We start from the raw sequence: 15,252 nt of genomic DNA on the forward strand, positions 1-15,252 counted from the left end.
TCCGCCTAAAGGGCCAGATATGCAAACGTTCGTCCATCGAAATGAACCAAACCGCCCACATATCCCTTCATCTAGATATGTTATGTCAAAGAGCGGGAGGCCGAAAAAACAACCCGTGGCGCCAAACCTCTGGCGCTACAAGCTGCCCGAACCTCCGATTTCCGCCGCCGCTGCGCTAGTGTTTGCCTCGCCGCCGGTGGAGCGTCTTCTACGGCCGAGTCTCAGAGTCCGCAAGCGAAAAAAGCGAGCTCATGACAGATTCTTTTCAGCCTGCCCGGCGGAGGGGCTGGCAACCCCGAGCGGCACCGTCTCGACGCCGCCATTCCACAGCGGACGCGGGCCTGCTTCGAGCCCCGGAAGCGCCAGATCGATCTCGCCATAGGTCCAGCCGGCGGAATCGACCTTTCCCATGGCGAAGACCCCGTCGTCGGGCAGCCCGGGGGCCGGCGGCACGTAGATCCCCGCCGCGCCGTAGCCCTGCCGGGCCGCGGGCAGCCAGTCGGCGCTTCCGATCGTCATGGCGGCGATGACCGGCACCCCGGTTTCTGCCGCGCGGGCGCGCGCGGCGATCCGGAGGCGGGCGACGCTGCGTGGAATGTCGGCGATACCGGGCGCCAGCAGCAGGCTCGCGCCCGAGTCGACCATCGCCCGGGCGATTTCCGGGCGGGTCAGGTCGCTGCCGATCAGGATACCAATGCGGCCGAGCGGTGTCTCGAAGACCCGGGCCATCTCGCCGGCGGTGAGCGGGAGTGCCTCGTTCGGGTCGATCGTGAGGCGATCCTGCCGGCCAACGCTGCCGTCGGGGGTGAAGAGGCGCGCGCGATCGACCGGATCGCCGTCACGCGGCCGCACCGGGCCGGTGGCCGCCGAGATCGTTGCCTTGAACTCGCGCGCGAGACTGGCGTGGAGATCGTCGACGTCCTTCAGCCGGGCCGTCATCGCCTCGATGGCCCGCTCGGGATCCTTGGCGTTCTCCTTGCCTGCGAGACTTGTGAGCTCGAGAGCGGCCAGTTGCGGGAAAACCAGCAGTTCGGCCCCCTGCTCCGTGGCGGTGCGGACCCAGACCCGCAGCTTTCCCACATAGTCATTCCAGCGCGAGTGCCACTCGATCGGAAAGGCTGCCGCGGCAAGCTTCATCATCGTCCTCCGCCGGCCTCCTGCGGCCGCGGCGGCATTCCGCCAGCCGAGCGCCGCGGGTGCAACAGGATTCTCGCCCGCCGCGCGGACGTGCCGCTCACGCCGCTCCGGCGTCCTTCGGCCCCGAACCGAGGCTTTGCAGGACCTCCGCCGCGATCTCGAAGGAGCGCAGGCGGGCGGCGTGGTCATGAATCTGGCCGGTGAGAATCACCTCATCTGGCTGAAACCTCTCGATAATCTCCGAGATTCCGGCGCGCACTGTCTCCGGGGAGCCAACGGCCGTGACCGAGAGCGCCTGATCCGCCATGGCGAGTGCGGCCGGATCGCAGACCGCGGTGATGTCGTCGACCGGCCGCGGCAGCGGCCCGGGTCGTCCAGTGCGCAAGTTCACGAAAGCCTGTTGCATCGAGGTCCGCAACCGCCGCGCCGCCGCGTCGGTCTCCGCCGCGAAGACGTTCACAGCGATCATCAGGCGTGGTGCGGCAAGCTCGGGCGAGGGCTTGAACGTCTCGCGATAAATCCGGCTCGCCGCCACCAGATCGGTCGGCGCGAAGTGCGAGGCGAAGGCGTAGGGCAGCCCGAGATGCGCCGCGAGTTGCGCGCCGAAGAGGCTCGATCCGAGAATCCAGACCGGCACGTGCGTGCCCTCGCCCGGGACCGCGCGCACCTGTGCGCCCGGCCGGGGATCACCGAGATAGCCGAGAAGCTCCACCACGTCCTGCGGAAAGCTGTCGGCGCCGGCCAGATAGCGCCGGAGCGCGCGCGCCGTCGCCATGTCGGTGCCGGGCGCCCGGCCCAGCCCAAGGTCGATTCGGCCCGGAAACAGCGTCTCCAACGTGCCGAACGCCTCCGCAACCTGTAGCGGAGCGTGATTCGGCAGCATGATGCCGCCCGCGCCGACGCGGATCGTCCGGGTCTCCGCCGCCACCCGGCCGATCAGCACCGCCGTCGCCGCGCTGGCGATGCCGGTCATGTTGTGATGCTCGGCGAGCCAGTAGCGCCGGTAGCCGAGCGACTCGGCATGGCGGGCAAGGTCGAGCGTGTTCCCCAGCGCCTCGGCCGCAGTCGAGCCTTCGGGAATCGGGGCGAGATCAAGGAGCGAATACGGGATCATGCAGCGGCATGTAGGCAGCGGACCGGCCGCGGCAAGGGCCAATCGCCACGCGACGATCCCCGGCGCTTGACCCCGGCACCGTGGGGGATCAGCCTCGGCCCCATGCTCAGCGCCCTCGCCCTTCTCTTCGCCGCCCCGGCCCTCGCGCAGGATCTGCCGCCCTACCTCGACGACCGCTCGGATCCGGCGAGCCTCGTGCGTTCCTACTACAACGCCGTGGCCCGGCAGGAGTACGCCCGGGCCTACGGCTATCTCGCCAGCCCGCCCGACTACCCGGGCTTCGCGGCCGGCTACGCCGAAACGGCGAAGGTCGAGCTCGAACTCGGCCCGGTGACGACCGACGGTGCCGTCGGCAGCATCTACGCCGCCGTCCCCGCCGCGATCCGCGCCACCGCGACCAATGGCACGGTCACGACGTTCGCCGGCTGCTACACCACACGGCAGATACAGCCGGCGATCCAGGACCCGCCCTTCCGGCCGATCGAGATCACCCAAGGCCACCTCGCACCGGTGGCCTCGGGTGGCACCCTCACCGCGGCGGTTCCGACCGACTGCGCCGACCGGATCCCGTGACCGCAGGCTCAGAGCGGCGAGAAGGCGCAGGTCCGCATCATCTCCCGCCGCTCGGCACTGCCCTCAGGCAGCGACGGCGGCAATCCGGGCCAACGCGCCAGCCCGACCCGCGTGCCCGGCCGCTCGCCCGCGACCACGCGCCACGTCGCAACGCTGCCCGCGAGGGGCTCGCCCGTCCCGCCGAACTCCACCATCGCCATGCCCGGCGCGAAGAGCTCGCCGGGCGGCGCCTCGCGCACACCCCGCGCCCCGGCGACCGCTGCCTCAAGCTCCGGCGAGCCGGTCTCGAGGCTCAGGAACCAGGTCTCCTGCGCCTCGACCATCGCGGCGGCGCCGGGCCAGAAGCCCGACACCCACTCCGTATCCGCGCCAAGCGTCATGCGACACGCGGCACGGTCGTCGAGATCACGATAGACCCAGAGATGGTGCAGCAGGTTCAGCCGCCCGGCGTCGGTCAGCCAGTAGCCGAGCATCGGCAGGTGCCGCGTCACCAGAGGCAGGCCTTCCTTGCGGAAGGCCTCCAGGTAACGCACCGCCTGTCCCGGCCGGAAGCTGTAGGTACGCCATTCGTAGAGCATCAGTACGGCAGCCCCACGTAGTTCTCCGCGAGCGCCGTCCGCGCGGCGACCGAAGAAAGCGTATACGACAGCTCGGCATCGTGGATCCGCCGGCCGAATGCATCATCCTCGGCGAAGGTGTGCAGCATGGTCGTCATCCACCAGCTGAACCGCTCCGCCTTCCAGATCCGCGCCAGCGCCCGCTCGGAATAGGCATTGAGCCCGGCCGGGGACTTGTCGGCATAGTGCTCCCGCAGCCCGTCGAAGAGATAGCGGATATCCGACGCCGCGAGGTTCAGACCCTTCGCGCCGGTCGGCGGCACGATGTGCGCCGCGTCGCCCGCAAGGAACAGCTTGCCGAAGCGCATCGGCTCGGCGACGAACGAGCGCAGCGGCGCGATCGACTTCTCGAACGACGGGCCGGTCACCACCGCGTCGGCGACCTGCTCCGGCAGGCGGCGGCGCAGCTCATCCCAGAACGCGTCATCCGACCAGTTCTCCACCTGATCGGTCAGCGGCACCTGCAGGTAATAGCGGCTGCGGGTCTTCGAGCGCATCGAGCAGAGCGTAAAGCCGCGCGCGTGCTTGCCGTAGACCAGTTCCTCCGCCGCCGGCGGCACGTCGGCCAGCAGCCCGAGCCAGCCGAACGGGTACACCCGCTCGAAGGTCTCGATCGCCTTTGGCGGCACCGCCTTGCGGCTCGGCCCGTGGAAGCCGTCGCAGCCGATGATGAAGTCGGCGTCGATGCGATGGGTGGCACCGTCCTTCTCGTAGCTGATCCACGGATTCTTGCCGCCGAATTCGCGCGGCGTGACGTGCTGGGCGTCGTAGATCGTCGTCACCCCGTCCGCCTCGCGCTTGTCCATCAGGTCGCGCGTGACCTCGGTCTGCCCGTAGATCGTGACGCGCTTGCCACCGGTCAGCCCGTGCAGGTCGATGTGGTGCAGCCCGCCGTTCAACGCGATCTCGAAGCCGTCATGCGGCAGGCCCTCGGCGTCGAGCTTCTCGGACGCCTGCGCCTCGCGCATCATGTTGACCATGCCCTGCTCGAGCACACCCGCACGCACACGTCCAAGGATGTATTCGCGATCGACCCGGTCGATAATAATGTTGTCAATTCCGGCGAGCGTCAGCAAACGCCCAAGCAGAAGCCCTGACGGGCCAGAGCCAATGATTGCGACCTGGGTACGCATAAAGCGTTTTCTCCTGTCCTTTTTGTCCGGCCCCCCCGGCCGGCGGTTTCGACCATCACTCATGCGTGGCCCCGACGAAAGTGCTGGTTGCACTTAAAGTCAGCGTTTATGGCTCTGCGCGACCAGATCGCCTCGCACGTCCCACTCGAACTGGGTCGCCAGGTCGACCTGGGATCTGCGAGGCGCGCTCGCCAAACCCGACGCCGATCCGTCCGGATCAGCCAATAGTTGTATTTTCCATCGATATGCGATTATGCTTCCGTTCCGCGTCCGGAGTCGGCACAGATACGGTCAGCCTGATCTCTCGCAACTCGCAGGCGAGGATCGTCCGCCCTGCCTGTGGGCTGGGCAGGATCAAGCCGTTGCAAGTAGTTTCAGGCTTCCCGGCGAGCAGCGTCCCAACCCGATCAGGATGCGCAGACGACTGGCGATAAGGGCTATAAGATGAAGATTGTAAGAACGCGCCTCACGATCTGGGACGCACTGGTGCTGAGTTCGCCCTTCATGTCGGGCCTCTTCTTCGATAGCCCTATTGGCAACCTTTACTTGTTTTACATCCCATTGTCCATGTATCTTTTTGGGCATATTCTTGTCAATGGCAACTTGCGATTCCCGGCATCGTTTGCTTACATGTTCTTTCTAATCGTATTTCTATCGGTTATCGGAAGCTTGGCCTTTTCGACACCAATAAAATATCTGATCTCTTACATGCCGCCAATCATTCTGACGTTCTTGGCGTATCATGCATACATCCGAGATTATAATTTTGACATTGAGCGAATATTTCGAAAGTACTATGCGGTCGCTGTATACTTTTCGATATTCGCTTTCGTCCAGGAAGCGTTCTGGCTTGCAGGGTCAACCATCCTTTTCGCATGGGCACTCATCGGAAAGACGAGCGGCTCCCTTCTCGGCGTCGTCGGGCTTAGCAGCGAACCCTCGAATTTTGCCGTAGCACTGATGCCGGCAGTCTACTTTGCCCTCTACAAAATTCTGGTCCTGAGAAAGATAACGCTCGGCGCGGTAGCGGTCATCGCAGCGCAGTTGCTCACCCTTTCCGCGCTGGGATACATGGGCATTATTGCCTCGATACTTCTGATTTTGCCCACGCTTGCGCGACGCCGCCTTCTCTTTTTCACCCTGGCGTCTCCTTTCATTTTGTATCTGGTCATCTCGATGATCAGTGTCGACGTCTTCGCGGTACGCTTCGCAGATACTCTGGAAGTGCTTAGAGATAAATCGGCCCTGAAACCCTATGACGTGAACCTGAGCACCTACACGCTCCTGGTGAATTACTATATCACCAAATCAGCGTTCTTTGACAACTATTACCTAGGTACAGGAATCGGATCCTACTATGAGATTTATAGTAGGTATATCGGGGGCTTCGAGGTGCCCTCGTACCTCGAAATCCTCCCTGGTAACAACTCCGCCTCATCGTTTCTCCTGAAGGTCACGGCAGAGATGGGCATTGTTGGCCTTGCCCTCTCCATCTTCTTTCTGGTGCGCTTCTTTTCATTAAATGTCGCAAATTATATCAATCATGCATTCTTTGTAACTCTCATTATCATTTACCTTCGGCTTGGGATGTACTTCGTGAACGGCGTTCCTTTCATAGTCATGATGTACATTTATAGCTATCAGTCCTATCGCCGGAAGAACCCGGCGGCGCTGGAGTCTGTTCCTCCGCGGTCAGAGCGGTTTCCGCCCGATCTGAATCATCCGCAATTCCCGAGAGACAGTGGGGTTGTCTGATTGCCTTTCCCCCGAGGCGGATCGGGACGAGAAGATGGGCAAACCTCAGTAGATGGATTGAGCGAGCGGGCGTTGGCGGCGGTCGATGCGAGGCTGAGCCGCCGAAGCGCGGGGCTTCGGCATTTCGATCTCGTCCTGTCATCCGGCGGGATGCTTGGGGTCGCGCGACCGAAAGCTTCCCGCCGAAGGCGCAGGGCACTGCTCTAATGTCCCGGCCGGGGCACGTGCGACATCAGCGTCTGACTGAAGCCTCCGTCAACGACGAGATCCTGCCCGCTGACGTAAGCGGCTCGCGGGCTCGCAAGGAACGCCGCCGCGTTGGCGATGTCCTCGGGCGCCCCCACGCGCCGCGCCGGAACCACGGCCGAGCGTGCCTCGAGGATCCCCGGCACCTGATAAAAGCTTTCCGACAGCGGCGTGCGAATCATCCCCGGGCTCACCGAGTTCGACCGCACCCCATCCGGCCCCCATTCAAAGGCGAGCTGGCGCGACAGCATGGCGACCGCGGCCTTTGACGGGCTGTAGGCGCCCGAGAAGGCCTGCGGCTCACTCGCCGCGATCGAGGCGACGTGGACGAGCGCCCCGCGCCCGCGCTCGCGCATCCCCGCGCCGAACGCCTGCGAGCAGGCGAGATAGCCCGTGAGGTTGATGCGCAGCACCAGATCCCATTCCGCCAGATCCGTCTCAGCGAGCGGCCCGCCGCGCAGGATGCCGGCGTTGTTGACGAGGATATCGCAACGTCCGATTGTCGCCGCAGCCCTGTCGATCGTCGCCCGGTCGGCCGCGTCGAACGCCAGCCCCCGGGCGCCATGGCCAACTTCCGCCGCCGCCGCGTCACACGCGGCCTGATCCCGGTCGAGGATCCAGACCGCCGCCCCGGCATCTGCCAGAACCTGTGCGATCCCCTTGCCGATACCCCCGGCCGCGCCGGTGACGACGGCCACGTCTCCCTCGATCCCGAGCCAGTGGCTCGGGGTGTGCTTCGTTTCCATCAGAATTGTCTCCTTCAGCCGGCGACGAGCGGGCAGCCGCCCTCACTCATGGGCCGGAACGCCTCTTCGGCGGGAATGGTGGCGAGCAGGTTGTAGATGTCGCCGGGTTCGGTGCTCTCTTCGGGAGTCTTCACCTGGAAGAGATACGCCGGGTGCAGCTTGCGGCCGTCGGGCCGGATCGTGCCCTGCCCGAAGGCGTCGTCGTCGGTCGGCATTTCCTTCATCTTCGCGATGACGGCACCGCCCGAGGCTTTCGCCTGATCGACGCCAACCGCCTTCACCGCCTTCAGGTAGTGGAGCACGCCCGCGTAGTCGCCGGCCTGGCTCATGTTCGGGAACACGTTCTCGCCGAGCCGTGGCCGCATCCGGTCCATGAAGGCCCGCGTCCGGTCGTTGAGGTTCCAGTAGAACGTCTCGGTCAGCGTCAGGCCCTGCGCCACGTCGAGGCCCATGCCCATCACGTCGGTGATGTAGCCGACCAGCGCCGCCATGCGGACACCGCTCGCGACGATGCCGAATTCCTGCGCCTGCCGCAGCGCGTTGATCAGCTCGTTGCCCGAGTTGGCGAGGCCGATCACGTTCGCGCCGCTGGCCTGTGCCTGCAACAGGAACGAGGAGAAATCCGTGGTGCTGCCGTAAGGATAGCGCACCGCGCCCAGCACCTGACCGCCCGCGGCCTCGACGAACCTCGTCGCGTCCTGCTCGGCGGCGTGGCCAAAGGCGTAGTCAGCCGTGATGAAGAACCACTTGTCGCCGCCGGTCTTGACCGACGAGGTCGCGGTCGAATGGGCCAGCGCCCAGCTGTCCCAGCTCCAGTGCACCCAGTTGGCGTTGCAGCTCTTCCCGGTCAGGTCGGACGAGCCCGCCGTGGTGATGAGCGCGGCCTTGTCCTGCGCCTTCAGCAGTTCCCCCGCCCCGAGAGCGATGGCGCTGTTGCCGACGTTCGAGATGAGATCGACGCCCTCCTGATCGAACCACTGCCGGATGACGCTGAGGCCCACGTCGGGCTTGTTCTGGTGATCGGCGACCAGCACCTCCACGGCGATATCGGGATTGGCCGCCGTGAACTCCTCGACCGCCTGCTTCGTGCACTCGACCGTCGTCGGCCCCGAGACGTCGCGGTAGATCCCCGACATGTCGGTGATGACGCCGATGCGGATCGTCTTGTCCTCGGCCCGTGCCGGTCCGAACGGCCAGACGCTGACGGCAGCGGCGGCAGCCGCCGTGCCGAGCAGTGTGCGTCGCGTAACGTGCATGGGTTCCTCCCCTTCAGGTGTTGTTGAGCCTGATTTCCGCCGGGTTGATGCCCGGAAGGTCATTTATCTCTTCCAGATAGTTGTCCTTGCCGCGCATCTCGCGCGGCAAGGCTCGCTCACGCCGCCTCGGCCAGATGCCGGCCGGTGATGAACCCGAAGGTCATGATCGGTCCGAGGGTGATGCCGGCCCCGGGATAGTTGCCGCCCATGATGCTCGCCCGGTCATTGCCCACCGCATAGAGCCCGGAAATCGGCTGCTCGTCGGCGTCGAGAACCTGCCCCTGCACGGTCGTCTTCAGCCCGTCGAAGGTGCCGAGATCGCCCATCACCAGCTTCACCGCATAGAACGGCCCCTTGGCCACCGGCCCGACGCAGGGGTTCGGCTTCACCTCCGGGTCCGCGAGATAGCGGTTGAACGCCGTCTCACCGCGGCCGAACTGCTCGTCCCGCCCGTTCGCCGCACCCCGGTTGTACTCGGCCACCGTCGCCTCGAGCGCGGCCGCATCGATCCCGCAGGCCTGCGCCAGCGCCGCCAGCGTCTCCCCCTTCTTCAGGTAGCCATTCTTCAGCAGCGGCCCGAGCGGCAGCGGCGCCGGCTTCGCGTAGCCGAGCCCGTACTTCCCCATCGTCTCCTTGTCGGCGATCAGCCACGCCGCCGTCTCCTTCTCGCCGTCGCAGGCCGCGATCATCGCCGCGCCCACGTCGTGATAGCTCTCGGCCTCGTTGCAGAACCGCTTGCCGTTCTTCAGGACGGCGATGATCCCGGGCTTGTAGCGGTCCAGCAGATGCGGGAACGCCGTGAACCCGCCCTTGCCGTTGGGCACCTTCGAGACTGGCATCCACGCCGCAGCCGAGGGATACCGGATCTCCATCTGCGCCCCGGCCGTCTCCGCCAGCTTGATCCCGTCGCCGGTGTTTGCCGCCGGCACCGGCGAGAGATGCTCGCCGCCCCGCTTCAGGTGCGGATAGGCCTCCGTCGTCCGCGCCCGGTCGTGCGGGAAGCCGCCACAGGCCAGCACCACGCCACGCCGCGCGGAGATCCGCACCGGGCCGTTCGCCCCCTTCACCACCGCGCCCGTCACCGCCTCACCCTCGCGGATCAGCGACTCCGCCGGCGTGCCGGTGTGGATCGGAATCCCGAGCTTGAAGCACGACCGCGCCAGCCGCGCCGCCAGCGCGTTGCCGCTCGTCACCTGTACACCCCGCCCGTAGCGGGCGAGTTCCACCGCATGAATCCCGAGCCGCTTCGCCACATAGAGTGCCGAGGTGATCGACTTCGTCGCCTTGAAGAAGTGCTTCAGGTCAGCGTTCGACGAGTTGAACATCATGCCGACGAAGGTGATCGTCGAGAGCGGCGGCCGCAGTCGCTTCAGCTCCGGGCCGAGTTCCGACGAATCGAACGGCGCCGCCAGCACCGAGCGTCCAACATCGACACCCCCCGGCGCCGTCGGGTGATAGTCGGGATACATCGTCGGAACGAAGCGGACCTCGGTCTCGTTCTCGAACCAGTCGAGCATCTTCGGGCCGGTGTCGAGGAACGCCTCGATCATGTCGTCCTGAAAGAAGTTGCCGGTCTCGGACTTCAGATACTCCTTCGCCCGGTCGCGGCTCTCCCGCGCATCCGTCTGCGCCCGGCCGTTCCCCGGGATCCAGAGCACGCCGCCCGAGAACGCCGTGGTGCCCCCGAACACATCGTCCTTCTCGATCACCACCACGTCGAGCCCGTGCTTCTTCGCCGTCACCGCCGTCGAGAGACCGCCCGCACCCGAGCCGATCACCAGCACGTCGCACGTGATATCCTGAGATAGCGCCATGTTTCCTCCGCTTCGGCCGACCTCTCCGTCATGACTGACGTTGCCGGCATTTCCGTTTTGCTGATGAGGAAACTAGCCGCCCCACACGCCACGGCGAATGGACGCTCCCGCTCAAAGCTTGCACAATTCGAATGTCCGGCGCGTGCGGCGGGCGGGGTCCGGCAGGGGGCAAGAAGCATGACCGCGGCAGTGCCAATCCCGCACTACTATCTCTACGGCCAGCTTGATGACGACGAGAGCGCCGCGGTCGAGCTGGATTTCGTCCACGTCGAGCCCATCGCCAAGCGGTCGGGCTCCTACGACTGGACGATCGCGCCGCACTCGCATCCGAACCACTATCAGGTGCTTTACGTAGCCGCGGGCGGCGGCTCGATCGACATCGAGGACAGTCGGATCCCGGTCGAGACGCCATGTCTGATGAGCGTGCCCGTGGGCGCGATCCACCAGATCCACTTTCTGCCGGGGACCGACGGCACGGTCATCACCGCCTCCGAGCCCTTCGTCAGCCAGTCCTCGCACGGCGACGCCCGGCTCATGGAGGCGACCCGCCTCGCCGGGGTCTTCCCCCTCGCAGGCACCGGCCTCGACCCCGCGCAGGTCGCAAGCTGCTTTGCCGAGCTCAGCCGCGAGTTCGTCTTTTCCGCCCCCGGCCGCCGACCGGCGATCATGGCGCACTTCATCACCGTGCTCGTGGCCCTGATGCGCGCCCAGGTCTTCGCCGCCGCGCCGAGCCAGCCGACGGACCGCAGCTACGCCCTCGTCCTGCGCTACCGCGATCTCGTCGAGCAGCACTTTCGCGCCGAGCGCGGAACCGAGTTCTACGCCAGCGCACTCGGCGTTACCCCGGCGCGGCTCAACGCCGCCTGCAAGACCCGGCTTGGCACGACCGCCTCCGGGCTCCTGCACGACCGGATCATCACCGAAGCGAAGCGCTGGCTGATCTACACCGGGATGACCGTCGCCGAAATCGGCTATGCCCTCGGCTTCGAGGATCCGGCCTATTTCAGCCGGTTCTTCTCCAAGCGCACCGGCGTCGCCCCGGGACGGCTGCGCGAGGAACTCGGCGCAGCACCTCCCGTGGCCCCTGCCGCGCCGCGCTGAATTGCGTTATTTCCGGCTCGCCCGCGCCGCGACAAGCGCCCCGCCGGTGATGAGCACCGTCGCCGCCACGAGCGACAGGCTCGGCCGCGCGAAGCCTGCCGCAATGAGCGCAAACGTCGACAGCAGCGGCGCGGCATAGGACGCGGTGCCAAGAAGCTGGATGTCGCCGCGCTTCACGCCGATGTCCCAGAGATAGAACGCGAGCCCCACCGGCCCGAGCCCGAGCGCCACCATCGCCACCCAGCCCGACGCCGTCCCCGGCCAGACCGTCGTCTCGAACGCCAGATGCGCCAGCAGCGACAGCGCCGCCGTTGCGAGGCAGAAGACCGCCACCGTCTCGGTCGGTGCCGTGCCGAAACGCCGGCTCAGGACCGAGTAGGCCGACCAGATGAGGGCGCAGGCCGCCGCCGCGAGGTAGCCCGGCAGGAACGCCGCCGCCACCGCCTGCCCCGGCCCCGCCACCACCAGCCCCGCGCCGAGAAGCGCCACCACCGCCCCCCCCACATGACCGGCCCGCAGCCGCTCACCCGGAAGCAGCCCGGAGAAGAGCACGATCAGCAGCGGCCAGAGGTAGGCGATGAGGCTCGCCTGCGCCGGCGGCGCCAGTTGCAGCGCCGCGAAATAGGACGCGTGATAGCCGAAAAGCCCGCCGATCCCGATGAGCCAGACCACACCCGGCACCCCGCGGATCGCGCCCGAAAGCCGGCCGGTCGCCGCGATCCAGACGAGCCCTGCGGTCCCGCCGATCGCGAAGCAGAACGCCGAAAGCTGGAACGGCGGCACCGGCCCGACGGCGACCGTCAGCAACGCCAGCAGCGCCCAGAGCAGGACGGCGCCAAATCCGGTCGCCGTCGCGCGGCCCCGGCTCATGCGGCGTCCGGCAAGACACCGTGCAGATAGTCGACGATCGCCCGCGCCCACGCCTCGTTGGCCACCGGCCGGACCAGCGATGCCCGCGCCTCGTCGGCAAGCTCGGTCGCGAAGGTGGTCCCGGCGCGCAGCGCCAGCAGCTCGTCCATGAACTCCGGCCCGAACTCCGGGTGCGGCTGGAGCGAGATCGCCTCCGGCCGCTCGGGATCGCCGTAGGCCACGGCGGCGAAGTCGCAATGCGCCGAGTGCGCCAGCACATGGGCGTTCGGCGGCAGCTCGACCACCTGATCCTGATGCAGCGCCCGCATGGCGAAATGCTCCGGCAGCGCCCCGAGCCAGGCCGGCGCCCCCGGCACCACGTCATACTCCTGCACCCCGAGCCCCCAGCCGCGATCGGACTTCACCGCTCGCCCGCCCAGCGCCTCGGCAAGGATCTGGTGTCCGAAGCAGATGCCGACGACCGGCACCCGCGCGTCGATGCAGTCGCGCAGGAACCCCTTCAGGGGCTCGATCCATGGCAGCCCGTCGTAGACGCCGTGCCGCGAGCCGGTGACGAGCCAGGCGTCAGCCTGCCCGGGAGCCGCCGGCATTGCGCCCGACACCACGGAGACGGTGGCGAATTCCAGCTTCGGCTCGACGGCGCCGAGCAGGGCCCGGAACATCGCCGGGTAATCGCCATGGCGTGCCTTCAGCTCCGGGGCCACATCGCCCGTCTCGAGTATCCCGAGCTTCATCTCGCCTGTCTCTCCCGCCTCACGCCGAGCGCCGCTTGCGCGAGATTTGGAGCTTTCCACGCTCCGCTGCAAGCCGACTTTCCCGCGTCGCCCGTCGACACCCCGGCGGCGCGTGACCGGCTGGCGGTTGACAGACGTTGCCACCCTCCCGGACAGTCTCCCGACAAGCTCGGAGGACCTCCCATGAAACTGACCCGACGCGCCATGATGATGGCGGCGGCGCTCGCCGCCGTCGCCTTGCCGGCGGCAGCGCAGGACTACCCGACCCAACCCGTGACGCTCGTCATCCCCTTCGCCGCCGGCGGCTCGACCGACGTGGTCGGCCGGATCATCGCCGAACGCATGGCGCAGGAACTCGGCCAGCAGGTGGTGGTGGAGAATCGCGCCGGCGCCGGCGGCAGCCTCGGTGCCGGCACCGTCGCCCGGGCGGCACCGGACGGCTACACCATCCTGATGGGCACCGTCGCCACCCACGCCCTGAACCCGCTCATTCTCGCTCAATCCCCCTATGACCCGGTCAAGGACTTCGCACCGGTCTCGCTGCTCATCATCGTGCCGAACGTGCTCGCGGTGAACCCCGAGCTGCCGGTCAAGACCGTGCAGGAGCTGATCGACCTCGCCAAGGAGAAGCCGGGCGAACTCGCCTACGCCTCTTCGGGCAACGGCACGCCGCTGCATCTCTCGGGCGAACTCTTCAAGTCGATGGCCGGCGTCGACATCGAGCACGTGCCCTATCAGGGCTCCGGCCCCGCGCTCACCGACGTGATCGGCAACCAGGTTCCGATCATCTTCGACAACCTCCCCTCGGCCTCGGCGCACATCAAGTCCGGTACGCTCCGCGCCCTCGGCGTCACCACCGCCGAACGCGCGCCGTCCTTCCCCGACGTGCCGACGATCGCCGAGACCCTGCCGGGGTACGAGACCTACACCTGGAACGCGCTCTTCGCGCCGGCCGGCACGCCGCCCGAGATCGTCGCGAAGCTGAATGCCGCGGCCCTCGCCGCCGTCGCCGACCCGAAGGTCGCCGAGCGCATGGACGAGTTCTCGGCCCAGATCGTCGGCTCCTCCCCAGAGGAACTCGCAGCCCACGTGGAAGCCGAGATGGCAAAGTGGAAGCCCGTGGTCGAGGGCGCCAACATCAAGGCCGACTGAGCATGGCGGGAGGCAGCGCCGCAGCGCGGGGCTGCCTCGACCCCGCGTTCCCGCTGCGCTGCCGCCGGCCGTGGCACCGTCTCGCGCAGAAACGCCGCCTCCTCCGCCAGCCAGTCGCGCAGCGCCGCGATGAGTGGCAAGTCCGGCCCGACCTGCCCTGAACGGAAAAGGGCCGCCCCGAAGGGCGGCCCCGATATCGAAACGCTGGCAGAGTGATCAGAGGAAGTACTGGCCGCCGTTCGCCGAGATCGTCGAGCCGGTGATGAAGCCCGCGTCGTCGGCCGACAGGAACACCACCGCGCGCGCAATCTCCTCCGGCTCGCCGAGGCGGCCGACGGGGATGAGCGGCAGGATGCGCTCCTTCAGCACCTTCTCGTCGATGGCACGCACCATCTCCGTCCCGATGTAGCCCGGGCAGATCGCGTTCACCGTGATACCGGCCCGCGCGCCTTCCTGCGCGAGCGCCCGGGTGAAGCCGAGATCGCCGGCCTTCGCCGCCGAGTAGTTCGCCTGACCGGCCTGGCCCTTCTGGCCATTGATCGACGAGATGTTGACGATGCGGCCGAACTTGCGCTCACGCATGCCGTTCCACACGCCGTGCGACATGTTGAAGAGGCCGGTGAGGTTCGTGTCGATGACTTCCTTCCACTGCTGGGGGGTCATCTTGTGGAACATCGCGTCGCGGGTGATGCCCGCGTTGTTCACCAGCACATCGACCGGACCGAGGTCGGCCTCGACGGCCTTGATGCCCTCGGCGCAGGCATCATAGTCCGCCACCGACCACTTGAAGGTCTTGATGCCGGTCTCCGCGGTGAAGGCCTTCGCCGCCTCGTCGTTGCCGGCGTAGTTCGCCGCGACGGTGTAACCCGCATCCTTCAGGGCCTTGGAAATTGCCGCGCCGATTCCGCGCGAGCCGCCGGTGACAAGAGCTACTCGTCCCATAAGTCGTTCCTCCTACGGTGAATTTTTTCTGAATCGACCCGGGGGCCCGCAGGTCCCCGGCA

At 66.9% G+C, this 15,252-nt stretch carries 14 protein-coding genes; 4 read left to right on the plus strand and 10 right to left on the minus strand.

The genetic code is table 11. The features are described 5' to 3' along the window. Window positions 1-249: 249 nt before the first annotated feature. A complete protein-coding gene (locus HNP73_RS17340) occupies window positions 250-1,140 on the minus strand; it encodes a nitrilase-related carbon-nitrogen hydrolase (RefSeq protein ID WP_184152726.1) in 891 nt (296 codons plus the stop codon). Window positions 1,141-1,234: 94 nt separating this feature from the next. Then, window positions 1,235-2,251, minus strand: a complete 1,017-nt coding sequence (locus tag HNP73_RS17345; RefSeq protein ID WP_184152729.1) for an LLM class flavin-dependent oxidoreductase — start codon at window positions 2,249-2,251, stop codon at window positions 1,235-1,237. 66 nt (window positions 2,252-2,317) lie between these two features. Here HNP73_RS17345 and HNP73_RS17350 point away from each other — a divergent pair, with 66 nt between their 5' ends. After that, window positions 2,318-2,824 (plus strand): hypothetical protein, encoded by a 507-nt coding sequence (locus HNP73_RS17350; protein WP_221288808.1) that lies wholly within the window; start codon window positions 2,318-2,320, stop codon window positions 2,822-2,824. 8 nt (window positions 2,825-2,832) lie between these two features. On the opposite strand, the gene HNP73_RS17355 is transcribed toward HNP73_RS17350, so the two are convergent. After that, window positions 2,833-3,402, minus strand: a complete 570-nt coding sequence (locus HNP73_RS17355) for an NIPSNAP family protein (protein WP_184152732.1) — start codon at window positions 3,400-3,402, stop codon at window positions 2,833-2,835. Next, on the minus strand, window positions 3,402-4,574 hold the full coding sequence (gene pobA, locus HNP73_RS17360; protein WP_184152735.1) for a 4-hydroxybenzoate 3-monooxygenase: 1,173 nt from the start codon (window positions 4,572-4,574) through the stop codon (window positions 3,402-3,404). Before pobA ends, HNP73_RS17355 begins: the two co-directional genes overlap by 1 nt. 444 nt (window positions 4,575-5,018) lie before the next feature. Between pobA and HNP73_RS17365 the strand changes: the two genes are divergently transcribed. Then, entirely contained in the window at window positions 5,019-6,329 is a 1,311-nt protein-coding gene (locus HNP73_RS17365) for a hypothetical protein (protein ID WP_184152738.1), read from the plus strand. Window positions 6,330-6,532: 203 nt separating this feature from the next. On the opposite strand, the gene HNP73_RS17370 is transcribed toward HNP73_RS17365, so the two are convergent. From HNP73_RS17370 to HNP73_RS17380, 3 genes are all read right to left on the minus strand, one after another. Then, on the minus strand, window positions 6,533-7,321 hold the full coding sequence (locus tag HNP73_RS17370) for an SDR family NAD(P)-dependent oxidoreductase (RefSeq protein ID WP_184152741.1): 789 nt from the start codon (window positions 7,319-7,321) through the stop codon (window positions 6,533-6,535). Between the two features lie 14 nt (window positions 7,322-7,335). After that, window positions 7,336-8,577, minus strand: coding sequence for an ABC transporter substrate-binding protein (locus HNP73_RS17375; RefSeq protein ID WP_184152743.1), 1,242 nt, complete (start codon window positions 8,575-8,577; stop codon window positions 7,336-7,338). Window positions 8,578-8,693: 116 nt separating this feature from the next. Beyond that, window positions 8,694-10,391 (minus strand): FAD-dependent oxidoreductase, encoded by a 1,698-nt coding sequence (locus HNP73_RS17380; protein WP_184152746.1) that lies wholly within the window; start codon window positions 10,389-10,391, stop codon window positions 8,694-8,696. A 177-nt stretch (window positions 10,392-10,568) separates the two neighbouring features. On the opposite strand from HNP73_RS17380, the gene HNP73_RS17385 reads away from it, so the two are divergent. Then, complete coding sequence (locus HNP73_RS17385; protein ID WP_184152749.1) at window positions 10,569-11,492, plus strand: helix-turn-helix domain-containing protein; 924 nt, start codon at window positions 10,569-10,571, stop codon at window positions 11,490-11,492. A gap of 6 nt (window positions 11,493-11,498) precedes the next feature. Here HNP73_RS17385 and yddG read toward each other — a convergent pair whose 3' ends face one another. Continuing rightward, window positions 11,499-12,362 carry an aromatic amino acid exporter YddG gene (yddG, locus tag HNP73_RS17390; RefSeq protein ID WP_184152752.1) on the minus strand — a complete coding sequence of 288 codons (864 nt, stop codon included), beginning with the start codon at window positions 12,360-12,362 and terminating at the stop codon, window positions 11,499-11,501. Then, the gene (locus HNP73_RS17395) at window positions 12,359-13,096 is read right to left on the minus strand and encodes a type 1 glutamine amidotransferase (protein WP_184152755.1); all 738 of its coding nucleotides are present in this window, start codon (window positions 13,094-13,096) and stop codon (window positions 12,359-12,361) included. The genes yddG and HNP73_RS17395 overlap by 4 nt, the downstream gene beginning before the upstream one ends. Window positions 13,097-13,279: 183 nt before the next feature. Here HNP73_RS17395 and HNP73_RS17400 point away from each other — a divergent pair, with 183 nt between their 5' ends. After that, window positions 13,280-14,248 carry a Bug family tripartite tricarboxylate transporter substrate binding protein gene (locus tag HNP73_RS17400; RefSeq protein ID WP_184152759.1) on the plus strand — a complete coding sequence of 323 codons (969 nt, stop codon included), beginning with the start codon at window positions 13,280-13,282 and terminating at the stop codon, window positions 14,246-14,248. Window positions 14,249-14,464: 216 nt separating this feature from the next. On the opposite strand, the gene phbB is transcribed toward HNP73_RS17400, so the two are convergent. Continuing rightward, the gene (gene phbB, locus HNP73_RS17405) at window positions 14,465-15,190 is read right to left on the minus strand and encodes an acetoacetyl-CoA reductase (protein WP_184152762.1); all 726 of its coding nucleotides are present in this window, start codon (window positions 15,188-15,190) and stop codon (window positions 14,465-14,467) included. Window positions 15,191-15,252 lie beyond the last annotated feature (62 nt).

Source organism: Amaricoccus macauensis (assembly GCF_014201905.1).
Classification (GTDB): Bacteria; Pseudomonadota; Alphaproteobacteria; order Rhodobacterales; family Rhodobacteraceae; genus Amaricoccus; species Amaricoccus macauensis.

Coding starts and splice junctions, on each gene's coding strand:
- HNP73_RS17370 (WP_184152741.1), bottom strand. CDS start 7,321: ATGGAAACGAAGCACACCCCGAGCCACTGGCTCGGGATCGAGGGAGAC.
- HNP73_RS17345 (WP_184152729.1), bottom strand. CDS start 2,251: ATGATCCCGTATTCGCTCCTTGATCTCGCCCCGATTCCCGAAGGCTCG.
- HNP73_RS17340 (WP_184152726.1), bottom strand. CDS start 1,140: ATGATGAAGCTTGCCGCGGCAGCCTTTCCGATCGAGTGGCACTCGCGC.
- yddG (WP_184152752.1), bottom strand. CDS start 12,362: ATGAGCCGGGGCCGCGCGACGGCGACCGGATTTGGCGCCGTCCTGCTC.
- HNP73_RS17380 (WP_184152746.1), bottom strand. CDS start 10,391: ATGGCGCTATCTCAGGATATCACGTGCGACGTGCTGGTGATCGGCTCG.
- pobA (WP_184152735.1), bottom strand. CDS start 4,574: ATGCGTACCCAGGTCGCAATCATTGGCTCTGGCCCGTCAGGGCTTCTG.
- HNP73_RS17400 (WP_184152759.1), top strand. CDS start 13,280: ATGAAACTGACCCGACGCGCCATGATGATGGCGGCGGCGCTCGCCGCC.
- HNP73_RS17355 (WP_184152732.1), bottom strand. CDS start 3,402: ATGCTCTACGAATGGCGTACCTACAGCTTCCGGCCGGGACAGGCGGTG.
- HNP73_RS17375 (WP_184152743.1), bottom strand. CDS start 8,577: ATGCACGTTACGCGACGCACACTGCTCGGCACGGCGGCTGCCGCCGCT.
- phbB (WP_184152762.1), bottom strand. CDS start 15,190: ATGGGACGAGTAGCTCTTGTCACCGGCGGCTCGCGCGGAATCGGCGCG.
- HNP73_RS17395 (WP_184152755.1), bottom strand. CDS start 13,096: ATGAAGCTCGGGATACTCGAGACGGGCGATGTGGCCCCGGAGCTGAAG.
- HNP73_RS17385 (WP_184152749.1), top strand. CDS start 10,569: ATGACCGCGGCAGTGCCAATCCCGCACTACTATCTCTACGGCCAGCTT.
- HNP73_RS17365 (WP_184152738.1), top strand. CDS start 5,019: ATGAAGATTGTAAGAACGCGCCTCACGATCTGGGACGCACTGGTGCTG.